The sequence below is a fragment of the Streptomyces sp. NPDC055962 genome (assembly GCF_042270185.1).
Classification (GTDB): Bacteria; Actinomycetota; Actinomycetes; order Streptomycetales; family Streptomycetaceae; genus Streptomyces.
The window spans coordinates 154,053-172,607 of the sequence record NZ_JBHJYN010000005.1; the positions used below are offsets into that span (position 1 = coordinate 154,053).

At 72.5% G+C, this 18,555-nt stretch carries 18 protein-coding genes and 1 tRNA gene; 12 read left to right on the forward strand and 7 right to left on the reverse strand.

The window, feature by feature from the left end; all coding sequences use genetic code 11:
* Nucleotides 1-46 precede the first annotated feature (46 nt).
* Nucleotides 47-131 (reverse strand) — tRNA-Leu (locus ACFC51_RS16825).
* 182 nt (nucleotides 132-313) lie between these two features.
* On the opposite strand from ACFC51_RS16825, the gene ACFC51_RS16830 reads away from it, so the two are divergent.
* From ACFC51_RS16830 to ACFC51_RS16840, 3 genes are all read left to right on the forward strand, one after another.
* A complete protein-coding gene (locus ACFC51_RS16830; protein WP_376369685.1) occupies nucleotides 314-1,648 on the forward strand; it encodes a M20/M25/M40 family metallo-hydrolase in 1,335 nt (444 codons plus the stop codon).
* Nucleotides 1,649-1,823: 175 nt separating this feature from the next.
* Nucleotides 1,824-2,057: a chaplin ChpH gene (chpH, locus tag ACFC51_RS16835; protein WP_329212748.1), complete on the forward strand. Its 234-nt coding sequence runs from the start codon at nucleotides 1,824-1,826 to the stop codon at nucleotides 2,055-2,057.
* Between the two features lie 139 nt (nucleotides 2,058-2,196).
* Nucleotides 2,197-2,994 (forward strand): chaplin, encoded by a 798-nt coding sequence (locus ACFC51_RS16840; RefSeq protein WP_376529373.1) that lies wholly within the window; start codon nucleotides 2,197-2,199, stop codon nucleotides 2,992-2,994.
* Between the two features lie 57 nt (nucleotides 2,995-3,051).
* Here the strand turns inward: ACFC51_RS16840 and ACFC51_RS16845 are convergent, their stop codons facing one another.
* A complete protein-coding gene (locus ACFC51_RS16845) occupies nucleotides 3,052-3,240 on the reverse strand; it encodes a DUF5703 family protein (RefSeq protein ID WP_053930948.1) in 189 nt (62 codons plus the stop codon).
* A 47-nt stretch (nucleotides 3,241-3,287) separates the two neighbouring features.
* Between ACFC51_RS16845 and ACFC51_RS16850 the strand changes: the two genes are divergently transcribed.
* A complete protein-coding gene (locus ACFC51_RS16850; protein ID WP_376369681.1) occupies nucleotides 3,288-3,950 on the forward strand; it encodes a hypothetical protein in 663 nt (220 codons plus the stop codon).
* An 88-nt stretch (nucleotides 3,951-4,038) separates the two neighbouring features.
* On the opposite strand, the gene ACFC51_RS16855 is transcribed toward ACFC51_RS16850, so the two are convergent.
* Nucleotides 4,039-6,261 carry a helix-hairpin-helix domain-containing protein gene (locus ACFC51_RS16855; RefSeq protein ID WP_376529375.1) on the reverse strand — a complete coding sequence of 741 codons (2,223 nt, stop codon included), beginning with the start codon at nucleotides 6,259-6,261 and terminating at the stop codon, nucleotides 4,039-4,041.
* Nucleotides 6,258-7,241 carry an aldo/keto reductase gene (locus tag ACFC51_RS16860; RefSeq protein WP_376369677.1) on the reverse strand — a complete coding sequence of 328 codons (984 nt, stop codon included), beginning with the start codon at nucleotides 7,239-7,241 and terminating at the stop codon, nucleotides 6,258-6,260. Before ACFC51_RS16860 ends, ACFC51_RS16855 begins: the two co-directional genes overlap by 4 nt.
* A gap of 142 nt (nucleotides 7,242-7,383) precedes the next feature.
* On the opposite strand from ACFC51_RS16860, the gene ACFC51_RS16865 reads away from it, so the two are divergent.
* Nucleotides 7,384-8,436, forward strand: coding sequence for an LLM class F420-dependent oxidoreductase (locus tag ACFC51_RS16865; protein ID WP_376369675.1), 1,053 nt, complete (start codon nucleotides 7,384-7,386; stop codon nucleotides 8,434-8,436).
* Nucleotides 8,437-8,689: 253 nt separating this feature from the next.
* Nucleotides 8,690-9,478: a ferritin-like domain-containing protein gene (locus tag ACFC51_RS16870; RefSeq protein ID WP_376369673.1), complete on the forward strand. Its 789-nt coding sequence runs from the start codon at nucleotides 8,690-8,692 to the stop codon at nucleotides 9,476-9,478.
* 54 nt (nucleotides 9,479-9,532) lie between these two features.
* Here the strand turns inward: ACFC51_RS16870 and corA are convergent, their stop codons facing one another.
* Entirely contained in the window at nucleotides 9,533-10,519 is a 987-nt protein-coding gene (corA, locus tag ACFC51_RS16875) for a magnesium/cobalt transporter CorA (protein ID WP_376529378.1), read from the reverse strand.
* A gap of 52 nt (nucleotides 10,520-10,571) precedes the next feature.
* On the opposite strand from corA, the gene ACFC51_RS16880 reads away from it, so the two are divergent.
* The 4 genes from ACFC51_RS16880 (at nucleotide 10,572) to mshC (ending at nucleotide 14,278) form a co-directional block, all read left to right on the forward strand.
* Nucleotides 10,572-11,282: a histidine phosphatase family protein gene (locus ACFC51_RS16880; protein ID WP_376529380.1), complete on the forward strand. Its 711-nt coding sequence runs from the start codon at nucleotides 10,572-10,574 to the stop codon at nucleotides 11,280-11,282.
* A gap of 105 nt (nucleotides 11,283-11,387) precedes the next feature.
* The gene (locus ACFC51_RS16885; protein WP_329227024.1) at nucleotides 11,388-11,978 is read left to right on the forward strand and encodes a DUF3090 domain-containing protein; all 591 of its coding nucleotides are present in this window, start codon (nucleotides 11,388-11,390) and stop codon (nucleotides 11,976-11,978) included.
* Nucleotides 11,942-12,790 carry an SCO1664 family protein gene (locus tag ACFC51_RS16890; RefSeq protein WP_376369668.1) on the forward strand — a complete coding sequence of 283 codons (849 nt, stop codon included), beginning with the start codon at nucleotides 11,942-11,944 and terminating at the stop codon, nucleotides 12,788-12,790. The genes ACFC51_RS16885 and ACFC51_RS16890 overlap by 37 nt, the downstream gene beginning before the upstream one ends.
* A gap of 258 nt (nucleotides 12,791-13,048) precedes the next feature.
* Nucleotides 13,049-14,278 carry a cysteine--1-D-myo-inosityl 2-amino-2-deoxy-alpha-D-glucopyranoside ligase gene (gene mshC / locus ACFC51_RS16895; protein ID WP_376529382.1) on the forward strand — a complete coding sequence of 410 codons (1,230 nt, stop codon included), beginning with the start codon at nucleotides 13,049-13,051 and terminating at the stop codon, nucleotides 14,276-14,278.
* Nucleotides 14,279-14,392: 114 nt separating this feature from the next.
* Here the strand turns inward: mshC and ACFC51_RS16900 are convergent, their stop codons facing one another.
* Nucleotides 14,393-15,427, reverse strand: a complete 1,035-nt coding sequence (locus tag ACFC51_RS16900) for a PAC2 family protein (protein ID WP_376369666.1) — start codon at nucleotides 15,425-15,427, stop codon at nucleotides 14,393-14,395.
* A gap of 230 nt (nucleotides 15,428-15,657) precedes the next feature.
* On the opposite strand from ACFC51_RS16900, the gene ACFC51_RS16905 reads away from it, so the two are divergent.
* The gene (locus ACFC51_RS16905; RefSeq protein WP_376529656.1) at nucleotides 15,658-17,031 is read left to right on the forward strand and encodes an L-fuconate dehydratase; all 1,374 of its coding nucleotides are present in this window, start codon (nucleotides 15,658-15,660) and stop codon (nucleotides 17,029-17,031) included.
* Complete coding sequence (locus tag ACFC51_RS16910; protein WP_376529384.1) at nucleotides 17,028-17,807, forward strand: SDR family NAD(P)-dependent oxidoreductase; 780 nt, start codon at nucleotides 17,028-17,030, stop codon at nucleotides 17,805-17,807. Before ACFC51_RS16905 ends, ACFC51_RS16910 begins: the two co-directional genes overlap by 4 nt.
* Nucleotides 17,808-17,814: 7 nt before the next feature.
* Here ACFC51_RS16910 and ACFC51_RS16915 read toward each other — a convergent pair whose 3' ends face one another.
* Nucleotides 17,815-18,486 carry a FadR/GntR family transcriptional regulator gene (locus tag ACFC51_RS16915; protein WP_376369663.1) on the reverse strand — a complete coding sequence of 224 codons (672 nt, stop codon included), beginning with the start codon at nucleotides 18,484-18,486 and terminating at the stop codon, nucleotides 17,815-17,817.
* Between the last annotated feature and the right edge of the window lie 69 nt (nucleotides 18,487-18,555).

Below are 18,555 nucleotides of genomic sequence, written 5' to 3' on the forward strand. Positions count from 1 at the left end.
CCGGGAAAAGCGAAAACCCCCAGGGTGACCTGGGGGTTTTCCGCTGTGTCCGAGGGGGGACTTGAACCCCCACGCCCGATAAAGGGCACTAGCACCTCAAGCTAGCGCGTCTGCCATTCCGCCACCCGGACCGGGTGTCTGCCGTTCGGGCGGTGCCCGTTCCGACGTGGAAAACCATAGCAAACATTCGAGGGTGCTCGATCACCCCCAGGGCATGTGAAAGGCGCGTGACAGGGGGCGGGCGGTCTTGGGTGTGCGGGGCGGGCGCGCGAGGATGAGGGGGAGTACCACCGCGACAGTGGAAGGAAGCAGTGTGAGCGAGACCGACACGGCCCGGACCGGCATCGGTGAGTCAGCCGAGAACGAGGTCGTCGACCTCTGTCGTGACCTGATCCGGATCGACACCAGCAATTACGGCGACCACTCGGGGCCCGGGGAGCGGGCCGCCGCCGAGTACATCGCGGAGAAGCTCGCCGAGGTCGGGCTGGAGCCGCAGATCATCGAGTCCCATAAGGGGCGGGCCTCCACCGTGGCCCGGATCGAGGGCGAGGACCCCTCCAAGCCGGCCCTGCTGATCCACGGGCACACCGACGTCGTCCCGGCCAACGCCGCCGACTGGACCCACGACCCGTTCTCCGGGGAGATCGCGGACGGATGCGTCTGGGGCCGCGGTGCGGTCGACATGAAGGACATGGACGCGATGACCCTCGCGGTCGTACGCGACCGGATGCGCAGCGGCCGCAAGCCCCCGCGCGACATCGTCCTGGCCTTCCTCGCCGACGAGGAGGCCGGCGGCACCTACGGGGCGCGCCACCTCGTGGACCACCACCGGGACCTCTTCGACGGCGTGACCGAGGCGATCGGCGAGGTCGGCGGCTTCTCGTTCACCGTCAACGAGAACCTGCGCCTCTATCTGGTGGAGACCGCGGAGAAGGGCATGCACTGGATGCGGCTCACCGTGGACGGCACCGCCGGGCACGGTTCGATGACCAACACGGACAACGCGATCACCGAGCTCTGCGAGGCCGTCGGCCGGCTGGGCCGGCACCAGTGGCCGGTCAGGGTGACCAAGACCGTGCGGTCCTTCCTCGACGAGCTCTCCGACGCCCTCGGAACCCCGCTCGACCCGGAGGACATGGAGGCGACGCTCGCCAAGCTCGGCGGGATCGCCAAGATGATCGGCGCGACCCTGCGCAACTCCGCCGCTCCCACCATGCTCGGGGCCGGCTACAAGGTGAACGTGATCCCCGGGCAGGCCACCGCGCACGTGGACGGCCGGTTCCTGCCGGGCTTCGAGGAGGAGTTCCTGACCGACCTCGACCGGATCCTGGGGCCCCGGGTGAAGCGCGAGGACGTGCACGGCGACAAGGCCCTGGAGACCAGCTTCGACGGGTCCCTCGTGGACGCGATGCAGCTCGCTCTGAAGGCCGAGGACCCGATCGCGCGGGCCGTGCCCTACATGCTCTCCGGCGGTACCGACGCGAAGTCCTTCGACGACCTCGGCATCCGCTGCTTCGGTTTCGCCCCGCTGAAGCTGCCGCCGGAGCTCGACTTCGCCGGCATGTTCCACGGTGTGGACGAGCGGGTCCCGGTCGACGGCCTGAAGTTCGGCGCGCGCGTGCTCGACCGGTTCATCGACCACTCCTGACCCCGAGACCTCCTCCTGGCGTGGTGACCGCCCCTCGGGCGACCGGATTCGACCGTCCGTACGTATCTCACCGGAAAGGGTGAAAGGGATCACCGACTCGTAGCCCCGGCTCTCCCTCCTCGTTACAGGTGATGCGGTCCGCGGCTGGGACCGCACTTGTCAACCAGGAGGAATAATGATCAAGAAGGTCGTCGCAATCGCGGCTGCTACCGGTGGTCTCGTGCTCGCGGGTGCGGGTATGGCGTCCGCCGACGCCGGCGCCCAGGGTGCCGCCATCGGCAGCCCCGGCGTGCTCTCGGGCAACGTCATCCAGGTTCCGGTCCACGTTCCGGTGAACGTGTGCGGCAACACGATCTCCGTGATCGGGCTGCTGAACCCCGCCTTCGGCAACGCCTGCGTCAACGACTGACGTTGAGCACCCAACCCGTAAGGGTGTGAGTCCGGTCGGCCTCGGAGTGCGCGCCATGCACTCCGGGGCCGCTGGGCATTCGGCCCCGTCACTGCTGTGACAGGGGCATTTCGGTAGGCAGAAGGCAGGAAGACAACCTATGCGACAGGTCACACGCAAAGGCCTGATCACGATGGCGGCGGCGGGCGGAGTGCTGGCGCTCGGCGGCGGTTACGCGCACGCCGACGCGGGTGCGGCCGGCGCCGCGTCGGGCTCACCGGGAGTGGTCTCGGGGAACTCGATCCAGGTCCCGATCGATGTACCCGTCAACGTGTGCGGAAACTCCGTGGACGTCGTCGGTCTGCTCAACCCCGCAAGCGGAAACGACTGCGGAAACGGATCTTCGGGCTCCGGTCACGCGTACGCCCCGGACGGTGGTTCCTCGTCCGGTCACGGTTCCGGCAGCGAGGCGTCCGGGCACGGACGCGGACACGGGCACGACAGCGCACGCGGCGGCGGGCCGTCCGGGCACGACACCGCGCGCGACAGCGGGGCCGGAACGGGCAGGCACCGGGCCTCCGGCACCTCGGCGCAGGCGGAGACCACCGGATCCCCCGGCATCCTCTCCGGCAACCAGGTGCAGGCGCCGGTGGAGATCGCCCTGAACCTCTGCGGCAACAGCGTCACCGTCGGCGGTCTGCTCAACCCGGTCTTCGGCAACTCCTGCGAGAACGACTCGGAGACGGCCCCGCCTCCCGTCGTGCCGGAGACGCCGCACACCCCGGAGCGGCCGGTCACCCCGCCCGCGCCCCCGGCTCCCGAGACCCAGCTCGTGCCCGGCGTGGAGCTCGCCCACACCGGTGGGAGCGGGCCCGGCCTGCTCGTCCCGGCGAGCGCGGGCCTGCTGCTCGCGGGTGCGGGCACGGTCCTGTACCGGCGTTCGCGCAGCGCTGCGTAGACGCACCGCGAGACCGGCACGACGAGCGGGTTCCGTGTGTGCGGAACCCGCTCCGTCCTACCAGGTGGGCCGGAGCTGGCGGATGATGCGGCGGCGCAGCCGCACCCGGCGGCTGCCGTCACGGCGCAGCGTCAGCCGGTCCAACTCCCAGTGCCCGTACTCGGCATGGTCGGTCAGCAGTCGGGCCGCCTCCTTGCGGGACACCCCGCGCGGCACGTACACGTCGATGAATTCGTATTCCGGCATCGCATCTATTGTGCGGGCAGACCCCCGGTACGGATAGCGTCTCTCCTATGTCTGATGCTGCGCAGCCCACCGCTGCCGAGGTACGCGCCGCCGCCGATGCAGTCAAAACCGCGCTCGACCGCCACCTCCAGGCAGTCGAACGCCGTACCGGGGACGACGACCCCACTGTCTACGACGCGTTCAACGCACTGGCCGCTGCGGCCGAGGTCTACGACGAACTGCTCTACGACCGCTACGACGAGGTCACCCCCTTCGAGATCCCCGGGGCGGAGGACTCCCTCCCGCCCTACGCGGGCCCGGAGGAGCCCCACGCCGTCAGCGTGCTGATCAGGCGCGACTACGCGGTGGCGGAGCCCGCGCGGCTGATCGCCCAGGCGCAGCGGCTCGCCGAGCTGGACCCGGACGGCCGGGACGCCGGCGTCCCGACGGTCGCCGACGCGGGCGTCCACGCCGCGCTGGGCGTGGTGTTCGGCGAGTACGAGGCGGACGAGATCGCCTCCCGGCACCAGGAGTTCGGGCTGGAGGAGGGGGACTCGACCCTCTGGGTCGCCGCCGTGGACGAGCTTCCCGAGCCGGGGGAGTGGCTCGGAGCGCCGTTCGAGGAGGCCGATCCCGCACTGGTGGTCTGCCGCTTCGACGTCAGCGCGGTCTTCGACGAGGAGGACGAGCTCGACGGGGAGCCGGACGCCTTCGTCCCGGAACGCCCCTGACCCCGCCATCCGACGGCACGGACGACCGACGGCCCCGGCGCCTGGCGCGCCGGGGCCGTCCACGTGTCGGGGAGGGCCGGAGGGAGGGCTACGAGGCGTCCGGGCCGGGAAGCGCCTCCAGCAGGGGGCGCAGCCGGGTGGTCCGCTCCTGGGCCGGGACCTCGGCCACGGCGCGGGGCAGGGCCTGGTCCACCCCGTGCACCACGGACAGGTGCCGCTCCCCCCGGCTGAACGCCGTGTAGACCCAGGGCCTGCTGAGCCCCTGAGCGGCGTCTCCCGGCAGGACGACCACGACGGCGGGCCAGCGCATCCCGGCCGCCTGGTGGGCGCTGAGCGCCCAGCTGTGGCGCACGGAGGCCTCCACCCGGTCCGGGGCCACCACGACGGGGGTGCCGGAGCAGTCGAGGTGCAGGCCCTCGGCGTCCGCGGAGACGACCGATCCGGGCACGGCCCTGCCGGGTGCGGGGACGTGGACCACCCGGTCGCCCGGGTCGAACCCGCCGAAGCGGCCAGGCCCCGGATTGAGCCGCTGCTTGAGCGCCGCGTTCAGCGCGGTGGTACCCGCCGATCCGCCGTGCCCGACGGTGATCACCTGGGTGTCGGACGAGGGGACGCCGATGGCGCGCGGCACCGAGTCGGCCACCAGCTGCACCGTGCGGTGGACGGCCTCGCCCGCGTCACGTACGGGCACGATCACGACCTCCTTGCCGGGCGCCTCGACCTGGGTGAGCTCGCCGATGCCGATGCCGGAGACCAGCTCGCCGATCGGTCCGGGGTCGGGCGTGCGCGAGACCACGTACGGGCAGGCGCGCGCCGCGATCACATCGGCGAACACCCGGCCCGCGCCTGCCGACCCGAGGACCCCGGGATCGCCGCTCAGGACCAGCCGCGTCCCGTCGGCGAGGGACTCGACCAGCATCGCGGCCGTCTCCACGTCGAGCTGCGGGGCGTCCAGCACGACCAGCAGGTCGAGGGCGAAGGCCCCGTCCGCGTCCCGGCCGGGACCGTCCTCGCCGGAGAGCAGGGCGGAGAGCGTGACGGCCGAGCGGGCGTCGCCGACCGCTTCGGCGAGCCGGCGCCGCCCGTCGGCGCTGTGCGCGGTGCCGAGGGCCCGCAGGCCGAGGCCGTGGGCGGCCGCGATCAGGGCGGCGGGCTCCGCACGGGCGCTCTCGCCCCCGCTGTGGGCGACCAGACCCGAGGTCGAGGCGGCGCGGATCAGCTCACCCGCCGAAGGGGACGGGGCCGCGGCGGCGGCCTGCGACCAGTCGGCGCCCTTGTCGCACGAGTTGACCAGCCGGCCCAGGCCGTCGGCGAGACTCTCCTCCGCGAGGGCGTACCGGTCGAGGCCGAGCAGGACCCTCACCGGCTCCTCACCGGCCTGCGGTCCCTCCTCACCGGCCTCCTCGCCGGTCCCGCCCGGCTCCTCCGCCCCCGTGGCGTCCACACCGTCCTGGAAGACCAGGACGACGCCCTCGGCGACGGCGTGCTGGACCGCTTCCCCTGGGTCGGTGACCGCGAACCCCTCCAGCGCCTTCCGTGCCTCGTCGGCGTCGAGCGCGGTGTGCCCCCGCAGCGCGGCCCGCTCCAGCAGCCAGCCCACCAGGGCGGCCGCGCGCCGCTCGTCGTCGGGTCCGCACTCCGCGCCCAGCAGCGCCCGCGCGAAGCCGTCCGCCTGCTCCGGCCGGACACCGGGCAGGGACAGCAGCTGCCACGGGTCCTCCCGGAGGAGAACGGCGGCCCCCTCGCCCAGCGTCGCCGTCGCCGGGCCTGCCAGGGCCTCGGGGGCCCCGCCCTCGGCGAGCACCGCCGCGACGGCGGCCGCGGCCTCGGGGGACGCGGCCCGCGCGGCCGGCTGCCCGGCGGCGGGGGAAGGACGGGCGGCAGGGGCGGCCGCGGCGGCCGGGGCGGTACGGCGCGGCGCGGGCGCCGACACGGGTGAGTCGAAGAAGTCGGTGCCCGGCTTCTCACCGCTCTCGACCGCGCGCACGGCCGCGAGCAGATCCGCGGCCGTTCCGCTCAGCTTCGTGCCCGCGGCGACGGGACCGGCCTTCTCCGCCTTGCGCTGCTCGATCCGCCGGCGCAGCTCGCGCTGTGCGGCCAGCTCCGCCTCGGCCTCCGACAGCGCGGGCGCCTCGGGCGCCTCCTGCGTGCCCGGTGCGCTCTCCTCGCTCCCCCCGTTGTCGTCCGCTGCCTCCGCGCCGCCCTCGTCGGGCGTGGCGGGCGGGTCGGCGGCCCGGACACCGGTGTCCTCGCCGGCCTCGTGGTCCCCGGCGGCGGGGTCCGGGGTCTCTCCCCGGGGATGCGCAGTCACAGCGTGCTCCAGTCCTGGTCGGGATAGCGGTGCACGGGCGCCGACACGTCGTCGAGCGCCTGGCAGATCTCGTCAGGAAGACTAAGCGCCTCCACTGACAACGCCTCCGTCAGCTGCCGCGCGTTGCGCGCACCGACGACCGGGGCCACCACACCCGGCCGGTCCCGGACCCAGGCGAGCGCGACCTGGAGAGGGGTGGTGGCGAGGCCGTCGGCGGCGGTGGCCACCGCGTCCACGATCCTGCTCGCCGCGTCGTCTAGGTACGGCTCGACGAAGGGGGCCAGCTGCTCGGAGGCCCCCCGCGAGTCCGAGGGCGTGCCGGTGCGGTACTTCCCGGTCAGGACCCCTCTGCCCAGCGGGGACGACGGCAGCAGGCCCACTCCCAGGTCGAGCGCCGCCGGCAGTACCTCCCGCTCGATGCCGCGCTGCAGCAGCGAGTACTCCATCTGGGTGGAGGCGATGCGGGTGCGCAGGCCGGGCGCGGCGAGCTGCCAGGTGGCCGCCTTGGCCAGCTGCCAGCCGCTGTAGTCGGCCACTCCGGCATACCGCACGCGTCCCGAGGACACGGCCAGATCGAGTGCCTGCAGGGTTTCGTCCAGCGGGGTCACGGGGTCGAAGGCGTGGATCTGCCACAGGTCGACGTAGTCCGTCCCGAGCCGTCGCAGGGACGCGTCGAGCGCCGCGAGCAGGTGCCCGCGCGATCCGTCGAAGCGGCGGTAGGGGTCCGCGACGCTGCCCGCCTTGGTCGCGACGACCAGATCCCGCCGCGGGACCAGGTTGTCCAGGAGGCGCCCCAGCAGGTATTCGGCCTCGCCGCCGCCGTAGACGTCGGCGGTGTCGACGAGCGTGCCGCCCGCGTCCCAGAAGATTTTGAGCTGGTCCGCGGCGTCGTGCTCGTCCGTGTCCCGGCCCCAGGTGAGGGTGCCCAGCCCGATCCGGGACACGCGAAGGCCGGTACGGCCGAGATGCCTCTGCTCCATGGGCGCTGAGATTACTGGCCAAGGCCCCACGGGGTGGAAGCCTGTGGACAACCGGCCGCCCTGGGCGAGCCTGCCGGATTCCGGCGCCCCGCGCTAGAGTCCCGGGCACAGGAACGTTACTGATCAGTAGAGGAGCGTGGGTATGCGGCTCGGCATCAATCTCGGTTACTGGGGTGCGGGGATGGACGGCGACAACCTCGCCGTCGCCCAGGAGGCCGACCGGCTCGGCTACGACGTCTGCTGGGCGGCCGAGGCGTACGGATCCGACGTACCGACGGTGCTGGCCTGGGTGGCGGCCCGGACCGAGTCCATCGACGTCGGCTCCGCCATCATGCAGATCCCCGCCCGTCAGCCCGCCATGACGGCGATGACCGCCGCCACCCTCGACTCGCTCTCCGGAGGCCGCTTCCGCCTCGGGCTGGGCGTCTCCGGCCCTCAGGTCTCCGAGGGCTGGTACGGCGTCAAGTTCGACAAGCCGCTGGCCCGCACCCGTGAGTACGTCGAGATCGTGCGCAGGGCGATGTCCCGGGAGCGGCTGTCCTACGAGGGCGAGCACTGGACGCTGCCCCTGCCCGACGGGCCCGGCAAGCCCATCAAGCTGACCGTCCACCCGCAGCGCGAGCACATCCCTCTCTACATCGCGGCGATCGGCCCCAAGAACCTGGAGCAGACCGGCGAGATCGCCGACGGAGCCCTGCTGATCTTCCCGTCCGCCGAGCACCTGGAGGAGACCGCGGTGCGGCACATCCGGGCCGGACGCGAGAAGGCCGGCAGGACGATGGACGGCTTCGACGTCTGTCCGACCCTCCCGCTGGCGGTCGGCGAGGACATCAACGGCCTCGCCGACATGTTCCGTCCGTACACCGCGCTCTACGTCGGCGGCATGGGCAGCCGGAAGCAGAACTTCTACAACCAGCTCGCCCAGCGCATGGGATACGAGAAGGAGGCCGCCGAGATCCAGGACAAGTACCTGTCCGGCGACAAGGCGGGCGCGGCGGCCGCCGTGCCGCACCAGCTCATCGACCAGACCACGCTGCTGGGCTCCGTGGACCGGATCGCCGACCGGATGCAGGCCTACGCGGCGGCAGGGGTCACGACCCTGACGCTCGCCCCCGCCGGCTTCACGCTCGACGAGCGGCTCGCGGCCCTGCGCGCCGGGACGGACGCCCTGGAGCGTTCCGGCCTCGCGGCGTGAGCCACTAGAAACGGCACCGGCGCAGCACTACGGCCGTGGTGGGGGCTCGGGGGTCCTCCCCGCCACGGCCGTCGTACGGAACAACGCCCACGGCGGTCCGCGGGTTACGCCCCGTACTCCTCCCGGGACGCCCGGGCAGGTCCGGCCCTCGTACGGAGCCCGTTCGGCCCTGCCGGATCCCCTTCGTGTTGCCTACCGACGCGTACCGAATTTGACTGTGCCTCTGCGGACACCGGTGCGAAAGGTGGCAGTGATGCTCTCGGCAAAGAGTCTGTTCCAGGAGATCCTCGACAACGACGAGTCGTTCAGGCTGTTCTGCTCGATCGCTGCCGGCGGCGAGTCGCAGGGCGGCTGGGAGAACGGGCGCATCGCGGCACTCGTCCCCCCGTCACTGAGCGAGCTCGCCCCCAAGGTCGCCCGGCACGGCGCCGACGAGGACAAGCACGGCCGGATCTTCAACGCCCTGCTGAAGCAGCGCGGACTCCAGCCCGTGGCGGTGCCGTACGAGACCGACTACACCCTCCTCCTGGAGCGCCACGGCATCGGCCTCGCCCACGACCGGCTCAGCCGTGAGGAGCCGCTGACCGAGCGGGACGTCATCGTCTACCTGGCCCACAGCAGGGTCACCGAGCAGCGGGCCTCCGAGCAGATGCGTCTCCTGCTGAGGCACTTCGCCGACCACCCCGTACTCGGCCGCGCGGTGAGAATGATCTCCCGGGACGAGGACAACCACCTCGCGTACTGCCACGAGGAACTCCTCCGTTTCGCCCGCGCCGGCCACGGCAGGACGATCCAGTCCGTGCTGCGGGAGTGTGCCGAGGCCGAGATCCGGGTGTACCGGGACGTCAGCCTCGCCGTCATGAGCCACATGGGCGCCGTGCTCGGCTGGCCCCGCGCCAAGTCCGCCCTGCTGGCCGCGGGCATCCACGCGATGTACCGCTACGAGCGGCTGCTGGGGTGGCGGCGCATGGTCAGCCTCCGGCATCCCGCCCTGCGCGACGCGCTGGGCGGCACGCCCGCGCCCGAGACCGAGTACGCCTGAGACCGGCGCGGGCCGGGGGAGCCCCGTGACGGGCGCCGGCCGGGGGAGGCTGCCCTACATCCAGCCGCGGCGCTTGAACAGGCGGTAGAGCCCGGCGACCGCGACGCCCATCAGTACGATCACCGCCGGATAGGTCCAGGCCCAGTCGAGCTCCGGCATGTGGCGGAAGTTCATCCCGTAGATCCCGGCCACCATGGTCGGAACGGCGGCCATGGCGGCCCACGCCGAGATCTTCCGCATATCGTCGTTCTGCCGCACCCCCACCTGCGCCAGGTGCGCCGACAGGATGTCCGAGAGCAGCCGGTCGAGCCCCTCCACGTGCTCGACGGCACGCGTCAGGTGGTCGTTCACGTCCCGGAAGAAGGGCTGCGAGCCGGTGTCGACGAACGGCACGCCCGCGCTCGACAGCCGCGCCATCGGGGCGCCCAGCGGGCTGGTCGCCCGGCGGAACTCGAGCACCTGCCGCTTGAAGGTGTAGATGCTCGCGGCGGTGTTCGCGGTGTCCCTGGACCCCGTCGGGGCGAAGACCTGGGCCTCCAGCTCCTCCAGGTCGACCTGGAGCTCGGCGGCGACCTCGATGTAGTGGTCGACGACCGCGTCGCTCACCGCGTAGAGCACCGACGTCGGCCCGTGCCTGAGGACCTCGGGCTCGGCCTCCAGCCGGCTCCGCACCGCGGCGAGGGGCGCGCCCTCGCCGTGCCGCACCGTCACCACGAAGGAATCGCCTATGAACAGCATCAGCTCACCGGCGCTCACGGTGTCGCTCTCCTGCTCGTAGACCACGGGCTTGATCACCACGAACAGCGAGTCGTCGTAGATCTCCAGTTTGGGCCGCTGATGGGCCCGCAGGGCGTCCTCCACCGCCAGCGGATGCAGCGCGAACTCGCTGCTGACGAGGTCGAACTCCTTCTCGGTGGGCTCGTGCAGGCCGATCCAGACGAAGGCGTCCCCGGCAGCCCGTGCCTCGTCGAGGGCATCGGAGAAGTCGGAGGGGCCCTCGGTCCGGCGCCCGTCCCGGTAGATTCCGCAGTCGACGATCACCCGCGCATTGTTCCCTGCCGCTCCGGGTTCACGCACCTCTACCCTGGCGGGTATGCCCACGCTCATCCTTGTACGTCACGGACGCTCGACCGCCAACACCTCCGGAGTGCTCGCGGGCCGGACCCCGGGGGTCTCCCTCGACGAACGCGGTGCCGCACAGGCCGCTGCGCTGCCCGGCCGGCTCTCCGCCCTCGATCTCGTCGCCGCGGTCAGCAGCCCGTTGCAGCGGTGCCGGGAGACGCTCCAGCCGCTGCTCGACGCCCGCCCGGAGCTTCCGCTGCACACCGAGGACCGGATCAGCGAGTGCGACTACGGGGACTGGTCCGGGCGCAAGCTCGCCGAACTCTCCGACGAACCGCTCATGAAGGTCGTCCAGCAGCACCCCTCGGCCGCCGCCTTCCCCGGCGGCGAGTCCATGCGCGCCATGCAGGCGCGGGCGGTCGACGCCGTGCGGGAGTGGAACGCCCGTGTCGAGGCGGAACACGGCGAGGAGGCCACCTATGTGATGTGCTCGCACGGCGACATCATCAAGTCGCTGGTCGCCGACGCCCTCGGCATGCACCTCGACCTCTTCCAGCGTGTCCAGGCCGACCCCTGCTCCGTCACCGCGATCCGCTACACCCGGCTGCGGCCCTTCCTCCTCCGCCTCGGCGACACCGGCGACTTCGCCTCCCTCGCACCGCGTGAGCAGGCCATCGGGGCCGACGCGGCGGGGGACACGGGGACGGACGCGGCCGTCGGGGGCGGCGCTGGGGCACCGTGATCGCTCCGCGCAGTAGGGTGGACGCGCCGTAGAGCCCGTGCGGGACCTCCCGCCGGGCCCCGGGGCCGCCCCCCATCCGCCATCTCATTCCAAGGGAGACAGGACGTGTCCCGTCAGGTGTTCCTCTACGACCCGCCGGACCGTTTCGTGGCCGGTACGGTCGGGCTGCCTGGCCGCCGTACGTTTTTCCTGCAGGCATCCTCGCGAGGACGGGTCACGAGTGTGGCCCTGGAGAAGACCCAGGTCTCCGCGTTGGCCGAGCGGATCGACGAACTCCTCGACGAGGTCGTACGGCGTACCGGCGGCAACTCACCGGTGCCCGCGGTGGCGCCCATGGACGTCACCGACACCGCGCCGCTCGACGCCCCCGTCGAGGAGGAGTTCAGGGTCGGCACGATGGCCCTCGCCTGGGACGGCGAGGAGCAGCGCATGATCGTCGAGGCGCAGGCTCTCGTCGAGCTGGACGCCGACTCCGACGACGATCTCGCGGAGGCCGAGGAAAGGCTTCTGCAGGACGAGGAGAACGGCCCGCCGATGCTGCGCGTCCGGCTGAGCGGTGCCCAGGCGCGCGCGTTCGCCAAGCGCGCCCTGGACGTCGTGAACGCCGGCCGCCCGCCCTGCCCGCTGTGCAGCCTCCCCCTCGATCCGGAAGGACACGTATGCCCGCGCCAGAACGGATACCGTCGCGGGGCCTGACGGAGGCCGGGCTGCGCACCCTGCTCGCCGAGGGGGAGCTCACGGTCCTCGGCCAGGTCAGGGGCGCGTCGAACGCGGTCCTGTACTGCACGGTCGCCCATGAGGGCGAGGAGCGCACCTGCGTCTACAAGCCGGTCGCCGGGGAGCAGCCGCTGTGGGACTTCCCCGACGGCACGCTCGCCCAGCGCGAGGTCGCCGCGTACGAGATCTCCGAGGCCACCGGCTGGGGCCTCGTGCCGCCCACGGTGCTGCGGGAGGGCCCTTACGGCGAGGGGATGTGCCAGCTGTGGATCGAGGCGGACGAGGAGGCCACCCCCTCCGACGGGCTGCCGCCCCTGCTCGCGCTCGTCGACACCGAGGAACCGGGCGACGGCTGGAAGGCCGTCGGCCTCGCCGACGTGGGGGAGGGGAGGACGGCGCTGCTGGTCCATGCCGACGACCCCCGGCTGCGCAGGCTCGCGGTCCTCGACGCGGTGATCAACAACGGTGACCGCAAGGGCGGACACCTGCTCGCCGCACCCGGCGGGCGGCTGTACGGGATCGACCACGGTGTCACCCTCAACGCGGACGACAAGCTGCGGACGCTGTTCTGGGGGTGGGCGGGCGAGCCGCTGACCCCGGAGGCCACCGAGGTGCTCGGCCGGCTGTCCGCCGGCCTCGAACCGGGAGCGGCGCTCGCCACCCGGTTGGGGGAACTGATCACGGCTGCGGAACTCGACGCCCTGCGCGGCCGTGTGGAGGGTCTCCGCACGGCCGGCCGGCACCCGCAGCCGAGCGGGGACTGGCCGCCGATCCCCTGGCCCCCCGTGTGACGTGCACGGCCCTGCCACCCGCGCCATGAGCCGCCCTGCCGCCGGTGAGCCGCCCCACCACCGGTGAGCCGCCCCTCCGCCGTGCGCACCCGGCCCCGGGCGGGCGGCGGGCGTGCGGCGGGCCCGACGGCGCCCCGGCCCCGCGGTCCTCCGCCCCGGCCGGCCGCACGAAGAGCGGCCCGCGCGCAAGACCGCCTCCTCGGCCACGATCTGCCATCCGGTTCGTATCCGGAAGCATCGTCCGGTTACGCTCATGACATGCATGCCTGGCCCGCTTCTGAGGTCCCCGCCCTTCCTGGCAAGGGCCGCGACCTTCGGATCCACGACACCGCGACCGGCGGACGGATCACCCTTGACCCCGGTCCCGTCGCCCGCATCTACGTCTGCGGCATCACGCCGTACGACGCGACCCACATGGGTCATGCGGCGACCTACAACGCGTTCGACCTCGTTCAGCGCGTGTGGCTCGACACCAAGCGGCAGGTTCACTACGTCCAGAACGTGACCGACGTGGATGATCCGCTGCTGGAGCGGGCCGTGCGCGACGGCGAGGACTGGACCGAGCTCGCGGAGCGCGAGACGGCGCTCTTCCGGGAGGACATGACCGCGCTGCGCATGCTTCCCCCGAAGCACTACATCGGCGCGGTGGAGGCGATACCCGGCATCGTCCCGCTGGTGGAACGCCTCCGTGACGCGGGTGCCGCCTACGAACTCGACGGCGACGTGTACTTCTCCGTGGACTGCGACCCGCACTTCGGAGAGGTCTCGGGCCTCGACGCCGAGGCCATGCGGCTGCTCTCCGCCGAGCGCGGCGGGGACCCGGAGCGCCCCGGCAAGAAGAACCCCCTCGACCCGATGCTCTGGATGGCGGCCCGTGAGGGCGAGCCGAGCTGGGACGGCGGCACGCTCGGCGCCGGCCGCCCCGGCTGGCACATCGAGTGCGTCGCCATCGCGCTCGACCACCTGGGCATGACCTTCGACGTCCAGGGCGGCGGTTCCGACCTCGCCTTCCCGCACCACGAGATGGGCGCCTCGCACGCCCAGGTGCTGACGGGCGAGCACCCGTTCGCCCGCGCCTACGTGCACGCCGGCATGGTCGCCCTCGACGGCGAGAAGATGTCCAAGTCCAAGGGCAACCTCGTCTTCGTGTCGGCGCTGCGCCGGGCCGACGTGGATCCCGCCGCGATCAGGCTCGCCCTGCTCGCGCACCACTACCGGGCCGACTGGGAGTGGACCGACCAGGTCCTCGCCGACGCCGTCGCGCGTCTCGCCCGCTGGCGTGCGGCCGTCTCCCGGCCCGACGGGATCTCCGCCGACGCCTTGGTCGAGGAGGTCCGCGACGCCCTGGCCGACGACCTGGACGCCCCGGCCGCACTCGCCGCCGTGGACCGCTGGGCCGAGCGGCAGAGCGCGGGCGGCGGCACGGACGAGGGCGCGCCCGGCCTGGTCTCGCGCACCGTCGACGCCCTGCTGGGCGTCGCCCTCTAGCCCGCACTCCCGGAACGCCGGTAGGCCCGCCCCCCCCCCGGAACGCCGGACGGCCCCGTACCTCGCGAGGGATCGCGAGGTACGGGGCCGTCGCACATGCGGCCGGCGGCCCGGTCAGCCGTCCGAGGAGTCCTCGTCCGGGCCCGCGGGCGGATCCTCGGGCGCCGTGCTCCCGTCGCCGTCCTTCGGCCGCCCCTTCTCCGGGCGCTGCGGCTTCGGCGGTCTCGTGCGGCCGCCGGAGGTGTCCCGCAGATACGGCACGTCGCCGCTCTCCGTGGCATGACCGCCCGGCGCCTGGCCGGGACCGTTGACGTCCCTGCGCCGCAGATAGCGCTCGAACTCGCGCGCGATCGCCTCGCCGGACGCCTCGGGCAGCTCTGCGGTGTCCCGTGCCTCCTCCAGCGTCTGCACGTACTCCGCGACCTCGCTGTCCTCCGCGGCCAGCTGGTCGACCCCGAGCTGCCAGGCGCGGGCGTCCTCGGGCAGCTCGCCCAGCGGGATGCGCATCCCGAGGAGGTCCTCGAGACGGTTCAGCAGCGCCAGCGTCGCCTTCGGGTTCGGCGGCTGCGACACGTAGTGCGGCACCGCCGCCCACAGGCTCACCGCGGGCACCCCCGCATGCGTGCACGCCTCCTGGAGGATGCCCACGATGCCGGTCGGACCCTCGTAGCGGGTCTCCTCAAGGTCCATCGTCCTGGCCAGGTCGGGATCCGAGGTGACGCCGCTGACGGGCACCGGCCTGGTGTGCGGGGTGTCGCCGAGCAGCGCCCCCAGGATCACGACCATCTCGACGCCCAGCTCATGGGCGAAGCCCAGGATCTCGTTGCAGTACGAACGCCAGCGCATGGAGGGCTCGATGCCGCGGATCAGCACCAGGTCACGTGGTTTCTCGCCGCCGACCCGGACCACGGAGAGTCGCGTGGTGGGCCAGGTGATCTTGCGTGTCCCGCCGTCCAGCCACACCGTGGGCCGATTGACCTGGAAGTCGTAGTAGTCCTCGGCGTCGAGCGCCGCGAAGACCTCGCCCTTCCACTCCCGGTCCAGATGCGCGACCGCTGTGGAGGCGGCGTCACCGGCGTCGTTCCAGCCCTCGAACGCGGCCACCATGACCGGGTCGATCAGCTCGGGTACCCCCTCGAGCTCGATCACCCAGGCCTCCTTCCGAAGTTCCCTTGTGTACGGACCAACCTTACGGCTTCCACCCTGTTCCGCCGCAGCCCGTTTGCGTGCGGAGGTGAACCGTGCCACCCCTTGATTCATCCGAGCTGTACCGGTCGAAAGTGATCAATTTTCGGCTGAGCCCTGGACTCCGCAGGTCACGGGGGGCTATACATCGGATGACCATTGAGAGATCCGATGTTATTTTCCTGGGGGCGCACATGACTCTGACCGTCACGGATCTCGAGGTCGAGGACGTCCGGTTCCCCACCTCGGAAGAGCTGGACGGCTCGGACGCCATGAACCCCGACCCGGACTACTCCGCCGCCTACGTCGTCCTGCGCACGGACGGCGCGACCCACGGCACGACGGTCGGTACCGAGGGCCCGGACGGCACGCGCGGCCCCGGCGAGGAGGGGCACGGCTTCTGCTTCACCATCGGCCGCGGCAACGATGTCATGGCCGCCGCCATCGGCGCGCTCCGGCCCCATGTCGTCGGCCGCCCGGCCCCACGGACCGCCGCCGACCTGGCCGCCCTCCACCGCAGACTCACGCACGACTCGCAACTGCGCTGGCTCGGCCCCGAGAAGGGGGTGATGCACATGGCGGCCGGGGCCGTCGTCAACGCGGCCTGGGACCTCGCGGCGCGGCTCGCGGGCCGGCCCGTCTGGCAGTTCCTGGCGGAGATGACCCCGGAGGAGCTCGTCTCCCTCGTCGACTTCCGCTACCTCACGGACGCCCTCACCCCGGAGGAGGCGCTCGGCATCCTCCGCACCGCGGAGCCGGGCCGTGCCGAGCGCACCGGGCGGCTCCTCGCCGAGGGATATCCGGCGTACACGACGTCGCCCGGCTGGCTGGGGTACGACGACGACAAGCTCGTGCGTCTGTGCAAGGAGGCCGTCGCCGACGGCTTCACCCAGATCAAGCTGAAGGTCGGGGCCGACCTGGACGACGACGTCCGCAGGCTCCGGCTCGCGCGCGAGGCCGTCGGGCCCGGCATCCGGATCGCCGTCGACGCCAACCAGCGCTGGGACGTGGCCGGCGCGGTGGAGTGGATGACCGCGCTCGCCCCGTACGACCCGTACTGGATCGAGGAGCCGACCAGCCCCGACGACGTGCTCGGCCACGCCGCCGTACGCGCCGGCCAGCCCGTCAAGGTCGCCACCGGCGAACACGTCGCCAACCGGGTGGTGTTCAAGCAGCTGCTCCAGGCGGGCGCCGTCGACTTCGTGCAGATCGACGCCGCACGCGTGGCCGGCGTCAACGAGAACCTCGCGGTCCTGCTGCTCGCCGCGAAGTACGGCGTCCCGGTCTGCCCCCACGCCGGAGGCGTCGGACTGTGTGAACTGGTCCAGCACCTCTCGATGTTCGACTACGTCGCGGTCTCCGGCAGCCGGGAGGACCGCGTCATCGAGTACGTCGACCATCTCCACGAGCACTTCGCCGACCCGGCCGTCGTCGAGGAAGGCCACTACGTCACCCCCCGCGCGCCGGGCTTCTCGGCCCGGATGCTCCCGGCCTCGATCGCCGGGCACCGCTATCCGCAGGGCCCCGTCTGGCAGGCCCGCCGTACCCCCGAGGAGACCGCCCGATGACCGGCACGCAGGATTTCGACGGACTGTCCGCCCTGGTGACGGGGGGCGCCTCCGGCATCGGGGCCGCCGTGGCAGCCCTGCTGCTCGCCCGCGGGGCGCGCGTCGCGGTGCTCGACCTCGATCCGGAGGGGGCCCCCGGAGGGGTGCTCGCACTCGGGGCGGACGTGACGGACGACGATGCCGTGCGGAACGCGGTCGACCGGGCCGCCGAGGAGCTGGGCGGCCTCCACACCCTGGTCTCCAACGCCGGAGTCGGCGCGATCGGCACGGTGGAGGAGAACACCGACGCGGAGTGGACCCGGGTGCTGGACGTCAATGTGCTCGGCATGGTCCGCACCGCCCGCCACGCCCTGCCACATCTGCGCCGGGCCGCCGCCGGACACCCGGGGGCCGTGTCGATCACCCAGACCTGTTCCATCGCGGCGACCGCCGGTCTGCCGCAACGCGCGCTCTACAGCGCGAGCAAGGGCGCCGTGCTCTCCCTCACCCTCGCCATGGCGGCCGACCACGTCCGGGAAGGGATCAGGGTCAACTGCGTCAACCCCGGTACCGCGGACACCCCCTGGATCGGCCGCCTGCTCGACCGGGCCGAGGACCCGGCGGCGGAACGCGCCGCGCTCGACGCCCGCCAGCCCCTGGGGCGGCTGGTCTCCGCGGACGAGGTCGCCGCCGCCGTCGTCTACCTGGCGAGCCCGGCGGCCGCCTCCGTGACCGGCACCGCGCTCGCCGTCGACGGGGGGATGCAGGGACTGCGGCTGCGCCCCGCACGGGGCTGACCGGGGCTCAGAGGGTCGAGCGCAGCCACTGCTCCACGCTCGCCACGTGCACCGTCGCCCAGGACCGGGCCGCCTCCGCGTCCCGGTCCCGCATCGCGGCGAGGATCGCCCGGTGCTCGCGCAGGGTGCGGCCGACCGCGTCCTCCTGGGTCAGCCCGCGCCACACCCTGGCGCGGGTGGTGGGGCCGGAGAGGCCGTCCAGCAGGGAGCAGAGCACCGAGTTGCCGGAGTGCCGGACGATGCCGCGGTGGAACTCCAGATCGCCGGCGACGAGCGCCTCCACCGAGGGGTTCGGACCCAGTGCGTCCAGCTGGGCGTCCAGGGCGTCCAGCTCCTCCTCACCGATGCGCAGCGCCGCCATCGCGGTGGCCGCGGGCTCCAGGATCCGGCGGACCGCGAAGAACTCCAGCACCGTGTCGTCGCGGTGGAAGTCCACCACGAAGCTGAGCGCCTCCAGGAGGAGTTGCGGGTCCAGGCTGGTGACGTAGGTGCCGTCGCCCTGACGGACGTCGAGGATCCGGATCAGCGAGAGGGCGCGCACCGCCTCGCGCAGCGAATTGCGCGACAGTCCCAGTTCGGCCGCGAGTTCGCTCTCCTTGGGAAGCCGGTCGCCCGGGGCCAGCGCACCCGAGACGATCATTCCCTTGATCTTCTCGATCGCTTCGTCGGTGACGGCCATGCAGGGCCTCCTCGCGCACAAGACATCCGATGTATGACCTCATTATGCGGCCCCACGGCGGAGCCCGAT